This is a genomic window from Arthrobacter rhizophilus (assembly GCF_026241105.1).
In the GTDB taxonomy this organism is placed as follows: domain Bacteria; phylum Actinomycetota; class Actinomycetes; order Actinomycetales; family Micrococcaceae; genus Arthrobacter.
Genome location: NZ_JAPFFT010000001.1, coordinates 294,162 through 312,257 on the forward strand (window position 1 = coordinate 294,162; position 18,096 = coordinate 312,257).

At 64.4% G+C, this 18,096-nt stretch carries 17 protein-coding genes; 9 read left to right on the forward strand and 8 right to left on the reverse strand.

The window, feature by feature from the left end:
- Positions 1-9: 9 nt before the first annotated feature.
- Positions 10-2,064: a TPM domain-containing protein gene (locus tag OOZ51_RS01335; RefSeq protein WP_265977085.1), complete on the reverse strand. Its 2,055-nt coding sequence runs from the start codon at positions 2,062-2,064 to the stop codon at positions 10-12.
- A gap of 330 nt (positions 2,065-2,394) precedes the next feature.
- Here OOZ51_RS01335 and OOZ51_RS01340 point away from each other — a divergent pair, with 330 nt between their 5' ends.
- From OOZ51_RS01340 to OOZ51_RS01365, 6 genes are all read left to right on the forward strand, one after another.
- The gene (locus OOZ51_RS01340; RefSeq protein ID WP_265977086.1) at positions 2,395-4,116 is read left to right on the forward strand and encodes a S1C family serine protease; all 1,722 of its coding nucleotides are present in this window, start codon (positions 2,395-2,397) and stop codon (positions 4,114-4,116) included.
- A gap of 256 nt (positions 4,117-4,372) precedes the next feature.
- A complete protein-coding gene (locus tag OOZ51_RS01345) occupies positions 4,373-5,173 on the forward strand; it encodes an electron transfer flavoprotein subunit beta/FixA family protein (protein ID WP_265977087.1) in 801 nt (266 codons plus the stop codon).
- A gap of 15 nt (positions 5,174-5,188) precedes the next feature.
- Complete coding sequence (locus tag OOZ51_RS01350; protein ID WP_265977088.1) at positions 5,189-6,142, forward strand: electron transfer flavoprotein subunit alpha/FixB family protein; 954 nt, start codon at positions 5,189-5,191, stop codon at positions 6,140-6,142.
- Between the two features lie 5 nt (positions 6,143-6,147).
- Positions 6,148-6,927, forward strand: a complete 780-nt coding sequence (locus tag OOZ51_RS01355) for a PIG-L deacetylase family protein (RefSeq protein WP_265977089.1) — start codon at positions 6,148-6,150, stop codon at positions 6,925-6,927.
- A 74-nt stretch (positions 6,928-7,001) separates the two neighbouring features.
- Positions 7,002-7,547 (forward strand): gluconokinase, encoded by a 546-nt coding sequence (locus OOZ51_RS01360; RefSeq protein WP_265977090.1) that lies wholly within the window; start codon positions 7,002-7,004, stop codon positions 7,545-7,547.
- Positions 7,544-8,917, forward strand: a complete 1,374-nt coding sequence (locus OOZ51_RS01365) for a GntT/GntP/DsdX family permease (RefSeq protein ID WP_265977091.1) — start codon at positions 7,544-7,546, stop codon at positions 8,915-8,917. Before OOZ51_RS01360 ends, OOZ51_RS01365 begins: the two co-directional genes overlap by 4 nt.
- An 87-nt stretch (positions 8,918-9,004) precedes the next feature.
- On the opposite strand, the gene OOZ51_RS01370 is transcribed toward OOZ51_RS01365, so the two are convergent.
- From OOZ51_RS01370 to OOZ51_RS01390, 5 genes are all read right to left on the reverse strand, one after another.
- Positions 9,005-9,769 carry a MerR family transcriptional regulator gene (locus OOZ51_RS01370; RefSeq protein WP_265977092.1) on the reverse strand — a complete coding sequence of 255 codons (765 nt, stop codon included), beginning with the start codon at positions 9,767-9,769 and terminating at the stop codon, positions 9,005-9,007.
- Between the two features lie 92 nt (positions 9,770-9,861).
- Complete coding sequence (locus tag OOZ51_RS01375; protein ID WP_265977093.1) at positions 9,862-10,734, reverse strand: anti-sigma factor; 873 nt, start codon at positions 10,732-10,734, stop codon at positions 9,862-9,864.
- A gap of 1 nt (position 10,735) precedes the next feature.
- Entirely contained in the window at positions 10,736-11,332 is a 597-nt protein-coding gene (sigK, locus tag OOZ51_RS01380; RefSeq protein WP_265977305.1) for an ECF RNA polymerase sigma factor SigK, read from the reverse strand.
- Positions 11,333-11,563: 231 nt separating this feature from the next.
- Complete coding sequence (locus OOZ51_RS01385; protein WP_265977094.1) at positions 11,564-12,031, reverse strand: tRNA (cytidine(34)-2'-O)-methyltransferase; 468 nt, start codon at positions 12,029-12,031, stop codon at positions 11,564-11,566.
- 39 nt (positions 12,032-12,070) lie between these two features.
- Positions 12,071-13,030, reverse strand: coding sequence for a J domain-containing protein (locus OOZ51_RS01390; protein WP_265977095.1), 960 nt, complete (start codon positions 13,028-13,030; stop codon positions 12,071-12,073).
- Positions 13,031-13,277: 247 nt separating this feature from the next.
- On the opposite strand from OOZ51_RS01390, the gene OOZ51_RS01395 reads away from it, so the two are divergent.
- The gene (locus tag OOZ51_RS01395) at positions 13,278-14,147 is read left to right on the forward strand and encodes a diacylglycerol/lipid kinase family protein (protein ID WP_265977096.1); all 870 of its coding nucleotides are present in this window, start codon (positions 13,278-13,280) and stop codon (positions 14,145-14,147) included.
- Between the two features lie 9 nt (positions 14,148-14,156).
- Here the strand turns inward: OOZ51_RS01395 and OOZ51_RS01400 are convergent, their stop codons facing one another.
- A complete protein-coding gene (locus OOZ51_RS01400) occupies positions 14,157-14,576 on the reverse strand; it encodes a hypothetical protein (protein ID WP_265977097.1) in 420 nt (139 codons plus the stop codon).
- A gap of 89 nt (positions 14,577-14,665) precedes the next feature.
- Between OOZ51_RS01400 and OOZ51_RS01405 the strand changes: the two genes are divergently transcribed.
- Complete coding sequence (locus OOZ51_RS01405) at positions 14,666-15,331, forward strand: helix-turn-helix transcriptional regulator (RefSeq protein ID WP_265977098.1); 666 nt, start codon at positions 14,666-14,668, stop codon at positions 15,329-15,331.
- 68 nt (positions 15,332-15,399) lie between these two features.
- Positions 15,400-16,668, forward strand: a complete 1,269-nt coding sequence (locus OOZ51_RS01410) for a cysteine desulfurase family protein (RefSeq protein WP_265977099.1) — start codon at positions 15,400-15,402, stop codon at positions 16,666-16,668.
- Here the strand turns inward: OOZ51_RS01410 and OOZ51_RS01415 are convergent.
- Complete coding sequence (locus tag OOZ51_RS01415) at positions 16,647-17,885, reverse strand: NAD(P)/FAD-dependent oxidoreductase (protein WP_265977100.1); 1,239 nt, start codon at positions 17,883-17,885, stop codon at positions 16,647-16,649. The genes OOZ51_RS01410 and OOZ51_RS01415 overlap by 22 nt on opposite strands.
- Positions 17,886-18,096: the final 211 nt, after the last annotated feature.

Genomic DNA, 18,096 nt, shown 5'->3' on the forward strand with positions numbered 1-18,096 from the left:
CTTCGTGAGCTAGAAGCTCCCGTCTCCGCCGCCGTCGCCGCCCCAGCCTCCACCGCCGCCGTCGCCGCCGAAGAAGCCTCCGCTTCCACCACCGTCGCCTCCACCGCCGAAGAAACCTCCGCCGCCTCCGTCGCCGTTATTCCCACCGCCCCAGCCGCCTCCGCCGCCGTGGAGGATGGAGTTGATGAGGATGCCGCCGAGAATCGCTCCGCCGAGGCCGCCACCGCTGCCTCCACCGCCGAACATGCCGCCACGGCCGTAACCTTGGTTGGCAAAGCCGCCGAATTGATCGACGTCGGACTGCGCCAGTTGCGCGGCTTGTGCCGCCAGCGCCTGGGCCTGCTGAGCATACGTCAGCGCGGTGACCGGGTCATTGCGCGAAATGGACAGGGCGTAGTCGAGATTCCGTTGGGCTTCGGCCAATCGGGTACGGGCCTCGGGGCCAACGCCGCCGCGCCGCGCCGCGATGTAGTCCGAGGTTGCGCTGATCTGGGACTGAGCAGCCATGATGGTCTGCTGAAGCGAGGCTTGTGCGCGCCGCGCCTGTTCCTGCTGATCGCGGATTCCCGAGAGGGACTGGTCCAAGGCCTGGTGTGCCCTCTCCACCCGGTCCAAGGTGGCTAGGGGATCGATCTTGCCGCCTTGGATTTCTGCCTTGACCTGAGCCAGCGCGGCTTCGACTCCGGCCACCGGACCGGCCAGTTCCGGGTGCTCGCCGGACTGGATCATCGCTTTGGCTTGTGCGAGGTCCTGGCTTGTCTCCGCCACCGCACCCTCTAGCGAATTCCGTGCTTCGTCGAGGCTGCCCGCTACCTTGGAAATCGCACCGATCAGCACGTTGGTCTGGTGCAGGCCTTCTTCCGCGGCGCGGACCGCCACTGCGGCAAGGCTGCTTTCACCTGCCGCCAGCTTTTCCTGGGCTGTACTTGTTGCGTTCTGAACGAAGGCAAGGCGGTCCTTGGCCTGCGTAATGTTGTCGCTCACGTGGCCGAGCGCACTGTCTGCGTACTTTTCGCGCAGGCCGTTGAGGGATTCCTCGGCACTGCTGATCTTCGCCTCCGCTTCGTTGGCGCCGGCAGCAACGGCTGCCAAAGCCTGGGGAGCGTTCTTCTCAAGCTCACGCAGGGAGTCGAAATCGGCCTTCTGCTCACGCAACGACTCAAGGGCGGCCTCCGAGCGTCGGATGATTTCGCCGAGCCAACTACGCTGCTGCTCTTCGGTGTCCGGGATCTGGTCATCGAGCTGTTGCTGCAGCTTAAAGGATTCGGTCATGTGGTTTTTTGAATCCAGCAAGGCCTTGGTGAAGTTCCCGACGGCGGCGTCGCCGTATTGCGCTTGCGCGAAGCCGAGTTCCTGCTCGCTGGACTTGATGGTGTCATCTGCTTCGATGAGCAGGGATCCAGCTTTGCGCCGCAATTCCGCGATACTCAGGGAGGCAAGGGGATCCAGCTGACCTCCCTGCGGGCCGTAGCTCGCACTGGATGCCGGGCTCTTCTTGCGGCGGTTGCGGAAGTACAAGTACGTTCCAACGCCCCCAGCCGCAACCACGCCCGCACCGATGAGTACCGCAGTGCCCGCGCCGGAATTCTGGGTGTCGCCGATGGCCTTGGCGGCATCAATCGCTGCTTGGTCGTAGTTCTTCTTGCCCTGCACAAGGTTTGCAAGGACAGCGTTTTTGAGGATGTCGTCGCGCTGGGAATCAGTGATCTTGCTGCCAGGTCCACGGGTGATGTTTACTTTGCCCTCGTCCGTGGCGACGGCCAGCAGGACGTCGGTCGATCCGAAGGACTTCTTCTTTGCCACCGCGTTGCCCCAATCGGTGGGCGTGGCCGGGTTGGTGAAGGTCTTTTCAGTGACGACATACAGATTGAACTGGTGTTCGTTGTAGAGGGACTTGATTGCGTTTTGAACCGCAGTCTTGTCGCGAAGGACGCCGGCGTCGTCAGTGATGTTCTGGCCGGACGGGATAGTCACCGGGTCAGCGGCCCAGGCCGCTGCGGCCGGGAGGGCCAGCATTCCAGCCAGGCCGATGACGGCGAGTACACGTTTCAACATTGACCGCATGGCAACCCTTCAGCACGTCTGCGATTGGTCCGGGCCGGACCAATCGAAACAGAATGCATCAGCGCCCCCACGCATGGTTGTCAAGCCGCAGGTCGCTGTGGCAATTCCACTTGATTCTATGGTGCACCTTTTGGAGCGTCCACAGCGGTAAATATGCCGCCAGCGAAACGGGGAGAGATCTGCCCTGCCCCGGCGTTGAAGGGGCTAGCCGGGGCCACTCGGGGCACACGTCCGTTCCGAGGACGGCGTTCAGCAAGCTCCCAGCGAACGTCGACTCTTGATTCAGCAAGAGCGACGATAGTTAAGGGGACGAGGAAGAAAGGAAGTCCCATGACGGAGAACCCATCACAGGGCGCCGTGCCTGAGAACAATGGCCCCGAGAACCATGGTCCTGAGGGCAACGGCAAGGCGGAGGGGGACAAGCAAGCAAGCTCCCAGCCTACGGCGCCGCTGCCGGCATACCAGCCGGGTCAGGATTTCACAGCGCAGACCGAACACACAGCGCAGACCGAACACACAGCGCAGACCCCGGCACCTTGGGCCCAGGGCCCGGCCGAAAACGCCACCGAACAGATCCAGGCGCAGCACAGTGCGCCTCAAAACAGTGCGCCTCAAAACAGTGCGCCTCAAAACGGCGCTCCCCAAAACAACCCGCCACAGCACGGCGCCCCCCAGCACAGCGCGGCGCCGCAGCACGCGGAACCCCAGCGCCCGGGCTACCCCGCAGGCCAGGGGCACCCATATCCGCAGCACCAGCCTTTCTACGGTGGACCGAATCCGGCGCAGCACTATCCCACCCAGCAGTTCCCGCCGGCGGCCCACCCGGGCGGTCCAGCGGCCGGCCCTAAGCGCAAGCCAGTCTTCGGCGTCGGGACCCTGGTGGCCAGCATCCTGGCGGCAGGGCTCGTGGGCGGCGGAGTGGTGGCCGCCAGTGATCAGCTGTTCGGCAGCCGGACCCAGATCGCGGCCAGCAGCAGCCAGACGGGAACGGTGATCGTCAACAACAAGGACGACGTCAACGCCATCACGGCAGCAGCAGCCAAGGCTTCGCCAAGCGTCGTGACCATCATGGCCTCCAGTGGAAGCCAAGGCGGCACGGGTTCCGGCATCATCCTCGATGATCAGGGACACATCCTGACCAACACCCACGTGGTGACCCTCGACGGCGCCAGCGCCAACGCCGCGATTGAAGTGCGGTTAAGTGATGGACGCGTCATGAAGGCGACGGTCGTGGGTACGGACCCGCTGTCGGACCTCGCGGTCATCAAGGTGGACAACGCTTCGGGCCTGGTGCCGGCTACGCTCGGTGACTCGAGCAAGATCAACGTTGGGGACAACGCCGTCGCTATTGGCGCCCCCCTCGGCCTGCCGGGCACCGTCACTGATGGCATCGTGTCCACGCTCAACCGCACCATCAGTGTGGCGTCCTCGGCCGTTCCCAACGGCGGCTCTGACAGCTCGCAGGGCGGCGGCCAGGGCGGATTCCAGTTCGCTCCTCCAGGCGGTGGCCAAAGCCAGCGCAGTGCGGGCCAGGGCACCGTTTCGCTCAACGTGATCCAGACCGATGCGGCCATCAACCCGGGCAACTCCGGTGGGGCCCTGGTCAACGCCAAGGGTGAGATCATCGGCGTCAACGTGGCGATCGCCTCGGCCGGCAGCAACAGTTCCTCGTCTTCGTCGAGCGGCAACATCGGTGTGGGCTTCAGCATCCCCATCAACAACGCCAAGCGTGTTGCTGATGAAATCATCAAGTCGGGCAAGGCCAGCCATGGGCAGTTCGGCGTCAGCGTGCAGCCCAAGTCGGCCACAGGAAGCACCTCCGGGTTCTCGGTAGGCGCGCAGGTGGCAAGCGTGACCGCGGGCTCCGCTGCCGAGAAGGCAGGTATCAAGGTGGGTGACGTCGTGACCAAGTTCGCAGGGATGGACGTCAACGATCCCGAACAGCTCACCGCGGCTGTCCGCGAGCAGCCGGCAGGTGCAACGGTCAAGGTGACCATCCAGCGCGGCGGCCAGTCGCAGGAGCTCGATGTGACCCTGGACGCCGCACAGTAGCCTTCCATCGGGCAAAAGGTTAGTAATCGACGACTGCGGGCGGCACCACAACGGTGCCGCCCGCAGTCGTGTGCTTAGCCCGGCAAACGCGGGCGATCCATGAAACAGGAGTTAACGCGGGTACGCGGCGTTGCCCGACTTGTCCCGCAATATGCTTAGCTAGGACGAGCCCTTACGCTGGGCACTCTTGGCCATGCCGCCAGCTGCTGGCCATCCCCGAGTATGGAAGGCTGCCTCGAACACAGTGGGAGACACATTGAAGATTGTTGTTCTGGTCAAGCACGTCCCGGACGCGCAGTTCGACCGACACCTCACCGGCCCAGGCAACACGACGGACCGCGACGAGAGCATCCTCTCCGAACTGGACGAGTATGCGCTTGAAGCAGCCCTGCAGCTCAGCGAGGCCCGCGGAGGTGCGAAGGCGGGCAACGAGGTCATCGCCTTGAGCATGGGTCCCGCCGGCGCCGTGAACGCCATCAAGAAGTCCTTGCAGATCGGAGCCTCATCGGGTGCGCATTTGAGCGATGATGCTTTGGCCGGTTCCGATGCGGCCGCCACCTCGCTGGCCCTCGCCGCGGCAATCCGGTATCTCGGCGCAGACGCGCCCGTGGACCTTGTCCTGACGGGCATGGCCTCGACCGACGGCGAAACGTCCTTGGTTCCCGCCCAGATCGCCGAGCGGCTCGGGCTTCCGCAGGTCACGTTTGCTTCCTCCCTTGAAGTCAACGGCGAACGCGTAGTCGCCCGCCGTGACGGCGACGCCCATGCGGACACCGTCGAGGCAACCTTGCCGGCTTTGGTATCCGTGACCGACCAGATCAACGAGCCCCGGTACCCCAATTTCAAGGGCATCCTTGCCGCCAAGAAGAAAAAAATCACGCCACTCACCCTGGCCGACATCGGCGTCGATGCCGCCCAGGTAGGCGCCGCGGGTTCGCTGACCGCCGTCGAGACCGCAGAAGCGCGTCCGCCGCGCTCAGCGGGCACCATCATCACTGACGAAGGCGACGCCGGCATCAAGCTGGTTGAGTTCCTGGCCGCCCAGAAGCTGCTCTAAGAGGATTCCAGACACATGGCAAAAGCACTTGTATTCATTGACAACCCGGGATCGGCGCTCAAGAAGAGCAGCCTCGAACTCCTGACGATCGCCCGTTCCCTCGGGGAAGCGGCAGTCGCGTTCAACGGTGAACTGCACGACGACGTCGCCGCCGCCTTGGGGGCGCACGGAGCCTCAGTTCTCTACCGGCCATCCACTACGGACCTGGACGACTACCTCGTCGCGCCGAAAGCCGCATACCTTGCCGCGGCTGTTGCCGCCTCCGGAGCCGAAACTGTCCTGCTGGAGAACACGGCGGACGGTAAGGAAATCGCAGCCCGCCTTGGCGTGAAGCTCAACGCCGGTGTCATCACCGATGTTGTGGGCGTCGACGCCGATGGCACGGCCCACAAGTCGGTCCTGGCGGGTTCGTACACCACCACGGCCAAGGCTCGGACGGCCGTCGCCGTGCTCACGGTCAAGCCCAACAGTGTTGACGTCGAGGCCCCGGCCGCGGCAAGCACTCCTGAAGCCGTCACTATCGACGTCCCGGCCGACGCCACGGCGAACGCCGCACGGATCACCGGGCGCGCCGAAAAGCCTGCCAGTGGCCGTCCCGAGCTCACTGAAGCCCGGATTGTGGTTGCGGGCGGCCGCGGCGTCGATGGCGACTTCGGTCCCTTGGAAGAACTGGCCGACGCGCTGGGCGGTGCACTCGGGGCTTCCCGTGCCGCTACGGATGCAGGCTGGATCGGCCATGACTACCAAGTAGGCCAAACGGGCAAGACCGTTTCCCCGCAGCTTTACATCTCGGCAGGCATCTCAGGTGCCATCCAGCAGAAGGCCGGCATGCAGACCTCCAAGGTGATCGTCGCGATCAACAAGGATGCGGAATCGCCGATTTTCGAAATCGCGGACTTTGGCATCATCGGCGACCTCTTCAAGGTTGTTCCGCAGGCCACCGAAGAGATCAAAAAGCGGAAAGGCTGATCCCTTTGTCTTCTGACGCTACGTCAACAAAGAGCCCGTTCAACGCCTCCACGGAGCGCGTTGAGCGGGTGCTTTGTTTTACCGCCCACCCGGACGACATCGACTTTGGTGCGGCCGGCACCATCGCTGCCTGGACCGCCGCCGGCGTCGAAGTCAGTTACTGCATCATGACCGACGGCGATGCCGGGGGGTTCGATCCAGCCCACCGCGAAGAAATCATTGCCATGCGCGCGGAGGAGCAGAGACAAGCCGCGGCCCTCGTCGGAGTGACGGACCTGCACTACCTCCACGGGCGTGATGGCTACCTCGAACCGACGCATGAAGTCATCAGGCAAGTGGTGAAGTTGATCCGCGAAATCCGTCCCGACGTCGTCCTGGCGATGCACCCGGAACGCAACTGGGACCGGATCCAGAAAAGCCACCCGGACCACCTTGCTGTGGGGGAAATCGTGACCCGGGCCGTGTACCCCGCGGTTGAAAACCCGTTCGCTTACCCGGAACTCGCGGAGGCCGGACTCGAGGCCTACAAGTTGCCGTGGCTATGGCTGTTTGCCGGTCCGGAAACCCGTGAGAACTATTTCGTGGACGTCACAGGACACGTTGACGCCAAGCTCGCCGCGATCCGGATCCATGCGAGCCAGCATCCTGACTTGGAAGGTATGGAACGCGCTGTCCGGGGCATGTTGGAGCGGAATGCCTCGCGCGCCGGGATGGTGGCCGGACGGGGCGCCGAGGCGTTCCACGTAGTGGAAGTCAACGGCTCCGGAACCATCGCCGGTTTCTGAAATTGCTGATGTGTAACCTGTGTCATATGCTTAGTCTCGTTTAAATCATATTTAATTGAGGAAGGCAGACTTTGATGGCGAAGACTGCACAACAACCGGTATTGGTGATCATGGGCGTCTCCGGTTCCGGTAAATCGACAGTGGCCGGCGTATTGGCCGGCCGCCTGGGTTGGGACCTCGCCGAAGGCGACGACCTGCACCCCGAAGCGAATGTGGCAAAGATGCAGGCAGGGCACGCACTCAGCGATGAGGACCGTTGGCCGTGGCTGGACATCATTGCCGATTGGATCAAGGAGCGCACAGCGGTTGGAAAGCCGGGCATCATCACGTGCTCGGCGTTGAAGAAGCGTTACCGTGATGTCCTTCGCGGCGAGGGAGTCGTGTTCGTCTTCCTCCAAGGAAGCAAGGACAAGATTTCCGATCGGCTGGCTTCGCGCCACGGCCACTTCATGCCTCCCTCGTTGCTGGAATCACAGTTCGATGCACTTGAGGCGCCCACCGAGGAGGAGAACCACATCTCGCTGTGCGTTTCCGCTTCTCCGGCTGAAGAAGCTGACGAAATCATCGAACGGCTCGGCCTTGAGGCACAGCCGGCACACACAACTGGAGATGCAGCGTGAACTGGACCGGGCACGATACCCAACTCCTCGTGGTCGCGGCCATCGGCATTGCGCTGATCGTCCTGCTGATCGCCAAATTCAAGGTTCATCCCTTCCTGTCTCTGGTGCTCGGCTCGGCCTTCGTCGGCCTTGCATCCGGAGTGGAACTGGCCAAGGTCATCAGCAACTTCGAAGACGGCGTGGGTGGTGTCCTCAAAGAGGTCGGCATCCTGATTGCACTCGGCGCCATGCTGGGCAAGCTCCTGGCTGACTCCGGCGGCGCAAACCGTGTGGTGGACACCCTCCTGGAGAAGGCCAGCGGCAACAAGGTGGTCTGGATGATCACCTTGGTCGCAGTCATCATCGGCCTTCCGATGTTCTTCGAGATTGGTCTCGTCCTGCTCCTGCCGGTGATCGTCCTGGTCACCCAACGCTCGCAGATGAAGCTCATGCGCATCGCCATCCCGGCCTTGGCTGGCCTGTCCGTGTTGCACGGTCTGGTGCCGCCGCACCCAGGGCCACTGATCGCCATCAGCGCGGTGAAGGCTGAACTGGGCACCACCTTGGCACTGGGACTCTTGGTCGCCATTCCCACAGTCATCATTTGTGGTCCGCTGTTTTCCCGGTTGGCCGCGCGCTGGGTTCCCGTGGATGCTCCCGCGGTGGCCGGCGGCGTCGACACCAAGCACGCCGTCGATCTCAGCGAAGTCAAGCGTCAGCCGACCTTCATCGTCACGTTGTTGACCATCATCTTCCCGGTGGTGCTCATGCTCCTGAAGGCCGTGGCAGACATCGTCTGGCCCGACGCCGCCCATGCTCCGATGATCCGTACGGTCCTGGACTTCGTGGGCCAGCCGCTCGCGGCCATGACCCTGGCAGTACTCGCCGCCATGGTGACTTTCGGATACGCCGTCGGATTCACCGGCACCAAGATCACGGCCAAACTCGGCGACAGCCTCGGACCGATCGCCGCGATCCTCCTGATCGTGGGCGCCGGCGGTGGCTTCAAGCAGACCCTGATCGGTGCCGGCGTCGGTGACGCGGTCAAGAAATGGGCCGAGGGCGCCAACATGTCCGTGCTGGTCCTGGGATTCATTGTGGCTGTGGCGCTCCGCCTGGCGACGGGCTCGGCGACAGTTGCCACTGTGACCGCCGCCGGCATCGTGGCTCCATTGGCGAGCAGCCTGAGCCCGACGCACGCGGCACTCCTTGCCCTGGCCATCGGTGCAGGTTCGCTCTTCCTGTCCCACGTCAACGACGCCGGTTTCTGGCTCGTGAAGGAGCTCTTCGGCCTGACGGTCGGGCAGACGTTCAAGACGTGGTCGGTGATGGAGACGCTTATCTCGGTGGTCGGCTTCACCTTCATCATGGTGCTCTCGCTGATCATTTAGCGGGACTACACAGAGCGGTAAGTACGACGGCGGCCCGGCTCCCCACACGGGGGAGGCGGGCCGCAGTCGCGCTTTCAGCGGGAAGCCTTAGCTAAGTCTTTCGGCGGCGTAGATTTTGATGCCTTCCAGCAGATAGGGTGCCAAGCCGACCCGGACCTTGTCGTAATTAGCGGTGAACCGGGGGTCCTCCACATACATCCGGCCCAGGCCTAGATAGGATTCGGCGTTCGGTGTCCAACTGGCGCAGATCCACTTGTAGTGGCGGTCCACGGCGGCCTGGACCGCCGGGTGGGCCGCTGGAAGGGCGGCGTCGAAGCAGCGGGCGAGTTCCTGGTTCAGGGCCGCGTACTCCTCCATGAACGCCTGTTTCCGGGCCGGTGTCATTGCCGAGTGGCGGGCCTTGCTGTCGTCGACGGCCCGGTCGCCCCAGCGATCGCGCGCTTCGGCTTCGTAGGGGTTGTTGTCGAAATCCTTGAAGATATTCTCCGCGGTCATGGTTTCTCCTTGACGTAGTGCTGCGATAGTGGCGTCGACCGTCCGGGACATCCGGTCCAGGCGGTCCCGCTCAGCCAGCAGCCAGTTCCTGTGTACGGCAAGCGCCTCCGCAGGATCGGCTTGGCCATCCAGAACTTCGCCGATGGTCTCGAGCCCAAGGCCAAGTTCACGAAGCAGGAGAATGCGCTGCAGGCGCAGCAGCTCGGGCTGCCCGTAGTACCGGTAGCCGTTGTGCCCGGTACTACGGGCAGGCTCCAATAGTCCGAGCTGGTCGTAGTGCCGCAAGGTCCGTGAGGAAACTTTGCTGGCTTTGGCCACTTCGGAAATGGTCCACGTATCGGCTTTGTCCTGCTTCATATATCCAGCGTAGAAGTTGACGCTACGTCAAGGTCAAGCCCTGTTGCTGGACGGGCTGGACGGGCTGGACGGGTCAGCGGCGAAGCCTCTCCCTATAACGTGAGAGGTGCTGCCGCAACGGTGGGGAGCGTCGGTTTCTTCGAGCCGCCCACGGGTTCCACGGTGATCCCGATGGCTGCCGCGCTGGAAATGCCCGAGACCACCGCCGGATGGCTCAGGGCTTCGGCGTCCATGAGTCCCTGGGATACGGGGTCGGAGCCGTCCTTGGGAATGAGCCACATCTGATAGACCTTGCCCGCGGGGGGAGCGGGAACTCCGTTCATGCGGACCACCACAGCGTTCTTCGTGCTGGAAATGGACACGGTGGCAGTGCCGCCGCCGTTGACGTTGACGGTAGCTTGCCGGACATCGCCGGCCTGCAGGACCTGGTTCACGGGATCGTTCTGCCCGGCTACATAGACGCCTACGCCCACCCCGCCAAGGGCAATCACCGCAGCAGCCGCGGCGGCCGCCACCCAACCGCGGACGCCGCCGAAACGTCGCCGATCCCGTCGGTTCCGGGCTGCGGCGAGGTCCACGACGTCGGGGGCAACGTGCATTATTGTGGGGCCAGCCGACGCTTCGGGAGCCGGCGACGGCGCGGATGCCACGCGTGGTTGTTGGGGGAGCTGCCGCAGAATGTCCTGCAAGAGCCCAGGCCGCGGTTCGGCCTCGTCGGCGAAGGAGGTGGCGAGGGTTTCGCGTGACTGCCTGACCCGGTCAAGGAACGCTGAGCGTTCAGGCGCGGTGGCAATGTAGTTGTCGATTTCCGCGCGCTCGGCGTCGCTCAGCGCGTCGAGGGCATAGATCTCGGCAAGCTCCAAGACGCGGCCTTCGGCAAGATCAATGGCTATATCGGTGGCGAACATCTTGCGGAGGTAACCTTCCTTCCCGAAGTTCTGCTTGTTGTCATCGTGTTCGGTCATGTCAGCTCACCCCCAGGCAAGTCTTGAGTCGGAGAAGTCCATCGCGGATGCGGGACTTGATGGTCGGAATCGCGGCACCGAGTTGTTCGGCGACTTCCCGATAGGTGAGCCCGCCATAGTAGGCGAGCCGCACGGATTCCAATTGCGTTTCCGTAAGGGTGCCAAGGCAACGGGTGACTGCTTCGGCCTCAAGCCGGCTGCTGGCTTCTTCTTCCACTGAATCGTGGTCAAGGAGTTGGCTCGCTGCGCCATACTTCGCTTCGCGGTCCGTGGCCGACTGGGCCGAACGGACGCGGTCGATCGCCCGCCTGTGGGTGATGGTCATGAGCCAGGCGAGCGGACTGCCCGCCTCGGGATTGAATTTGGCCGCGTTCTGCCAGACCTGGATGAAAACTTCCTGGGTGGTATCTTCGCTCAAGCCCGCATCTACCAAGACGCGCTTGGCCATCCCGAAGACCCGCCGCGCGGTGAGCCGGTAGAACTCGCTGAAGGCGGCCCGGTCGCCGTCGGCCATCAACCCCAGCAATTCCGCAAGCTGCGCATTGGAGCCGGCTATCAGGCCGGGGGCCTCGGGGCCTCGCACATTCGGTGTATCCATCACCGTCCAGCATAGATTGCTCGTGACCCCGGCAGTACCAGAAGCACTGCGAGTCTTGAGAGTAGTCACCTGAGCCCCTTCCGCGACCGTCGCTTCACCGGCCCCTTGCTTCGCAGGCCAGATGCCTGCCAGGCTGTTGGTGCCTGCATAGGGTGTTCGGCGCAGCGGGAGCTTTGGATGGGTGATCCGCCGAGGTGACCTTGCGGATATCTGGGCCGCTAGGTCAGCCCGCTAGAGCTTCGCGCCCGCAAAACCGTGTTGGCGCCAGGCCTCGTACACGGCGATCGAGGCGGCATTGGCCAGGTTCAGGGAGCGAAGCGATGGCAGCATCGGGAGCCGAACGCGGGCCGTGACGTGCGGGTCCTCTTTCAGCCACTGCGGAAGCCCGACGGATTCCGGGCCGAACAGCAGCACGTCGCCTTCCTGGTAGGCAATGTCCGCATAGGAGGCTTCGCCGTCGGACGTGAATGCGAAAACGCGATCGGGTTGCAAGGCCGCCCACGCCGCCTCGATGTCCTTATGCACCGTGACCACCGCGAGGTCGTGGTAGTCGAGCCCCGCCCGGCGCAACTTCGCGTCGGAGAAGTCGAAGCCCAGCGGCTCCACCAAGTGGAGCTCCGCGCCGGTGATGGCGGCGAGCCGGATAGCGTTGCCCGTGTTGCCCGGGATTTCAGGAGTATGGAAGAGGATGCGGAACACGTACCAATCCTAGCCAGCGGAAGTGCCCGCTTGGACAGCTCAGTGCATGCCGCGCAGCAGCCGGGCGAGCACCGGGATCACCACGGTGTTGGGCACGGGGCCCGAACCCAGGAACTGCTTGAGGCCGCGGGCCAGCCCGGAAGCGTTGACGATCTGGACTGAACCGAAATCTCCGTCCGTTCGCCGGTAGTGGTCGATGACTGGTTCGTGCGGGCTGCCGTCCGGGCTGTGGACTACCACCCAGCCCGTCACATTCAATTCCGGGAAGATCTCCTGCATGTGGCGCACGATCAGCTCGAGTCGCGGCGGTGGCACCGAACGGCCGCCGTGCTTGAGCGCCAACCCGTCCCAGGCATAGGCGCCCTTGGGAAGCAGCATGGAGCCGATCAACGCCAGGCGGTATCCGGCAAGCAGGGCGTGATCGATGTGGCTGTCGTCCGAGGGGGAGCGGAGACCGTTGATGAGGCGGGCCGAGGGGATGGCGGGCAGGATCTGGCGGCTGATGAGCTGGACTGTCCGCATTTCGCGCTGAATGCGGGCTTCGGCGCCGAAGATTCCACGCTTCCGGGGAATCCCGTGGATCTGCAGGGCGGCCTCGCCCTTGGAGATGAGGGGAACCTCGTGTGGATCATCGAAGGGCGGGACATAGACGGGGGCGTCGCCGGCGGTGTTGCGCGGGGCATTCGGCCTGTGGACCCCGGCGGTGGTGCGGGTTTCCCCTCCGGGAGCGCCGGCCCCGCCGTAGTTCGGTCTTTGCGCCGGATAGGGGGTTGCCCTGCCGGAAGCGCCGCTCGCGTAGCGGCGGTCGTACTCCGCGCGTCGTTTGGGATCAATCAGGGTCTCGTACGCGAGCGTGACCTGCCGAAAGACTTCAGGATCCCCGCCATGGTCCGGGTGGGCGTTCCTCGCAGCCTTTCGGTAGGCCACTTTGATCTCCTTGTCCGTCGCAGTGACGGGGACCCGGAGGACCTGATAGTGGGAACTGCTGCCCTCAGCCAACCATGGGCCTTTCTCTGGAAATTCTGAAGTTTCCCGCCGTCCCGGTGCGGAGTAGCGATCTTGGCAAGTCTAGCCAGCCATCCATGAGAACGACGGCGCCCCGGGCTTTAGTTCCCGGGGTCCCGCGCGTGCCGGTGGCATGATTCATGCTGTGAACTCCCCGGCCGGCGCCAATAGTCCCCTTGACCTACCAGGCACGGGTCCTGAGCGGCCGCGTGACGCTCCCCGCCGAAGGATCGTCCTGGCGGTGAATCCGGCTGCAGCATTTGGCCGGCACTCCCTTGCGGGGGACGAAGCCGAGCGCTGCCTCCGCGCCGCCGGCCTCGACGTCGTCGTTCTTCGGCGCAACAGCATGGACGCTCTGCGGGAAGCGGTAGACGAAGCCCTTCACACGGGCACCGATGCCTTGGTGGTGGTGGGCGGCGACGGCATGGTCCATTTGGGGGTCAACTCACTCGGTGGGACCGGGCTTCCGCTCGGGATCGTTCCCGTGGGCACCGGAAACGACGTAGCCCGGATGCTTGGGCTGCCTTTGCAGGATGTTGCGGGGTCGTGCGCCCGCGTGATCTCGGCGCTCGCCGACGGCGGGCGGGTGCTCGACGCAGGCCGCATCACCGCAGGCGGACGGACCACGTGGTTTGCCGGGGCTGTGTCCGCCGGCTTCGACGCCGCCGTCAACGAACGGGCCAACTCCTGGCGGTGGCCCCGCGGCTCGTTTCGTTACACGCTGGCGATGCTCCGGGAGTTGGGTTCGTTCCGGGCCATCAACTACACCGTGACGGCCGACGGCGTGACATCGAGGGAGGGTGCCATGTTGATTTCGGTGGCCAACGCTCAGTCGATCGGCGGTGGGATGCGCATCGTCCCGGACGCCGCGCCCGACGACGGGTTGCTCGATCTGTTTGTCGTCAAGCCTCTGTCCCGGCTGGCCTTCCTTGCGGTCTTCCCGAAGGTCTTCTCCGGCCGCCATACCTCGCATCCGGCCGTGGAAATCCGCCGGGTCCGCTCAGTGCGCCTTGCGGCCCACAACGTGGTGGCCTACGCCGACGGTGAGCGGATCGGCCTCCTTCCCTTGGACATCGACGTGGTTCCGGGCGCCCTGCGGGTGTTGGCCTGAGCAGGCCGTTCAGCGACGCGAGGCTACGGCCAAGCGGTTGAGCGCGAGTGCGGCCACCAGCAGCCCGAAGTCGCGGAGTGCGACGTCGAAGAAGTTGCCGAGCACCAGCAGGTTCACGATGATACCCAGAAGCCATACGGCTACCAGGAGCGAGCCAAAGCGCGGGCGGACCGCTACCGCAATACCGGCCACAATCTCTACGACGCCCACGATGTACATGAATGTCTGGGCAGGGATCGGCACCACCGAGGTGGCCACGGGGGCCAGGTAGATCGTCCAGTGGGTAAGCAGATTGGTGAACTTGTCCAGGCCGAAAATGATCGGCGCCACGGTGAACACGGTCCGGAGGAGCAGGAATGCCTGCCGCTGTGGATCCATGGACGTGAGTGATCCGGTTTTCGCTCGGGTTGCGGATGATGCAGTGTTCATGATGGCCTCTTCTAAAAGTAGATAGCTTGATTTTAGAATGTTCGGAGGAATTAAGCAACGAGTGTTGTTTTTAGAGTTAAGCTGGATCCATGACCGGACTTCCCTGGCTGCGTCGACTCTCGGCCCTCGCATCGCTCGACGACGGCAACCGCCGCCGCTTGTATGAACACGTCTGCGGTGCCAACCGCGCGGTGAGCCGCGACGACGCCGCGATGGCTCTCGGACTTCCCCGGAGCACCGCCTCCTTCCACCTGGACCGGCTGGTCCGGGACGGGCTCCTGAGCGTTGAATTCCGCAAACTCGGTGGCAAGGTTGGGCCAGGTTCCGGGCGCCCCGCGAAGCTCTACGCCCCGGTCATTGAAGAGATCGGCGCCTCGGTTCCGGAGCGCCACTATGACCTCGCCGGGGAAGTGATGGCCTCGGCCATCCAGGATCTGATGGCCGAGGGAGGTTCCCCCCGTGAGGTACTCCTCGGAACTGCTTATGCGCGGGGCCGCGAGGCCGGAAGCGCCGAGCCGCAATTCCTGGACCTTCTCGCGAGCCACGGCTATCGCCCGGAAGCTGACGACGACGGTGGGTACTCCCTGGTCAATTGCCCGTTCCACCGGCTGGCCGAAAGCCACACGAACGTCGTCTGCGCCATGAACGGCGCCTTCCTGAGCGGAGCGGCGGCCGCGTGCGGAATTGCCGAGGACCGGATCGCCGATGACAACCGCGAAGGCCATTGCTGCGCCAGGATCCGCCCCGCGGTTTGAGGAGTCGGATTGAGCAGCCGCCTTCCCCTGGCAAAGCCTGAATCCCGCTCCGTCGATAGACTTGGGTAGTGCCTGTTTATCTGGACCATGCCGCCACCACGCCCATTGCCGCCGTCGCCCTCAGTGCAATGACGCGCGAACTGGCGCGGACTGGGAACCCCTCGTCGCTGCACTCTTCGGGGCGCCGTGCCCGGCGAACGGTGGAAGAAGCGCGCGAGGCCATTGCCGCCGCTGCCGGGGCGCATCCTTCCGAGCTCATCTTCACGTCCGGAGGTACCGAGGCCGACAACCTCGCAGTCAAGGGCCTGTACTGGGCCCGCCACGACGAAGACGGCCGCCGCAAGCGGATCCTTTGCTCCGCCGTCGAGCACCATGCCGTGCAGGACACCGTCGAGTGGCTTGAACGGCACGAAGGAGCCGAAGCAGTCTGGCTCCCTGTCGATTCCCAAGGCGTGGTGCGGCTCGACGCTGTCCGGACAGAGATCGAACGCGATCCGGAATCGGTGGCCTTGGTGACCGTCATGTGGGCAAACAATGAGGTCGGGAGTATCCAGCCGGTCAGGGAGATCGTGGAACTCGCTGCAGGTCACGGCATTCCCGTGCACTCGGACGCCGTCCAGGCTTTCGGCTCGATCCCCCTGGGTTTCCGCGAATCGGGGCTCGCCGCGATGTCGGCGTCGAGCCACAAAATCGGCGGCCCAGTGGGCGTGGGCGCCCTGTTCCTCGGGCGGTCCACCAAGGTCACGCCCGTTCAGCACGGGGGAGGGCAGGAACGCGACGTCCGCTCGGGAACACTGGATACAGCGTCGATCGCGGCGTTCGCCGCCGCGGCGGAGTCAGCTGCCCAGAACCTGCCCGCGGAGCGCGAGCGAATCGGTGCTTTGCGCGACCGGATCATTGACGGAGTCCAGGCGGCCATTCCCGAGGCAGTGTTGCGCGGAGCGCCTGGAGACGCCCGGCTTCCGGGCAACGCGCACTTCACCTTCCCGGGATGTGAGGGCGATTCCTTGCTGTTCCTGCTGGACCTCGCGGGTATTGAGTCCTCCACGGGATCCGCCTGTACCGCAGGCGTCCCCAGGCCTTCGCACGTCTTGCTTGCCATGGGGCTGGATGAGGACACCGCGCGGGGCGCGCAGCGATTCAGCCTGGGGCATTCCTCGAACGATGCCGACGTCGACTCGTTGCTCAGCGCGCTGCCCGGCGCGTACGCCCGGGCGAGGTTGGCCGGAATGGCCGGGCATGAGTCCAGTATCCAGACCGCGGCGACGGTGGCCCGCGGCTATGTCGGCGACTCTGCCAGGGGCCCAGCAGGAGATCAGGCTTCCGGCAACAACTGATCCAACGGCACCGCAGGGTCAACCAAGCGGTCGGTGTCGACGCGGACCCGCCCGGCAATCAACGCCTTGATGGGCTTCTGGACGCGTTGCTGGTTGACGCTCATACCGGCCACCACGGCACTGTCCCGCAGCCAGAAGGCAATGAAGCTGTTCTCCTCCATCGAGCCGCGGATGACGGGCGCCGAACCCGCCGCCAGCGTGGGATATCCCCAGTACTCCATCGAGACGTCGAACTGGTCCGTGTAGAAATACGGGACCACGTCCAGCATCGCGTCCTGCCCCAGCATCGCTTTGGCCGCGACCTTGCCGCCGTTGAGGGCGTTGGACCAGTGCTCGCTGCGGTGGTGCTCGCCAGTGAAGGGGTGGAGGGCATTGGCAACGTCTCCCGCCGCAAAGACATCGGGACTGCTGGTCCGGAGCGAAGAATCGACCACGATTCCATTCCGGATTTCCAGCCCCATGGCTTCGGCCAGGGCGGTGTCCGGAACAACGCCCACGGCCACCACCAACAGGTCGGCTGGAAGGACCTCGCCGGAGTTGGTGACAACCGCCTGTGCCTTGCCGTCACGTCCCCTGATCTCCGCTGCGCTCGCGGGGAGCCGGAACTGGACGCCGTGCTTTTCGTGCAGGTTGCGGAAGAAGCCACCCAGCTCGGGTCCGATGGCCAGGCTCAGTGGCACGTCCTCCAATCCCAGCAGGGTCACCGCGTTGCCGTAGCTCCTGGCGGCCGCGGCAAGCTCCATGCCGATCCAGCCAGAGCCGACCATCACCACGTTCCTTCCGCCGACTGACAGCCCTTCCTTGAGTTTGCGCGAATCGTTGAAAGTCCGGAACGTCGTGACGCCGGCCAGTTCGGAACCGGGGAGGGGGATGTGCCGCGGTTGCGCTCCCGTGGCAATGAGTAGCCGGCTGAACTCGAGTTGCGTCCCTGAATCCAGCTGCAGGGTGTGGGTGGCAGGATCGGCGGCAATGGCCGCCTCGCCGAGGAGGAGTTCGACGCCGTTCTCCTGGTACCAGCCGGCCGCCAGCACCGGGACGGCGTCCTCGTCTGCCTTTCCCAAGAGAAACTCCTTGGAAAGCGGAGGACGCAGATAGGGCTGCTCATCCTCGGCGCAAACCACCGTGATCCTGCCTTCGAATCCTTCTGAGCGTAGGGTTTTGGCGGCGGTGGCTCCGGCCAGTCCGCCGCCGGCGATGACGATGGGTTCAGTCTCCATGGTGACTCGATTCGCGGGGGAGTGGAAGTTCGCGTGGACGCGGACGGTTCACGCAGTCGAACATCTAAAACTGATAGTTTTGACTTTAGAATTGTCCGTGATGGCGGTCAAGGCATTTTGGGGCCCATTCCGGCGGGGCGCTAGAATAGTCGGGCGCGCTCACTCTTTTCAGCCGCAATTCTCCTCCCCGACACCTACAGAAAGCCAGCAT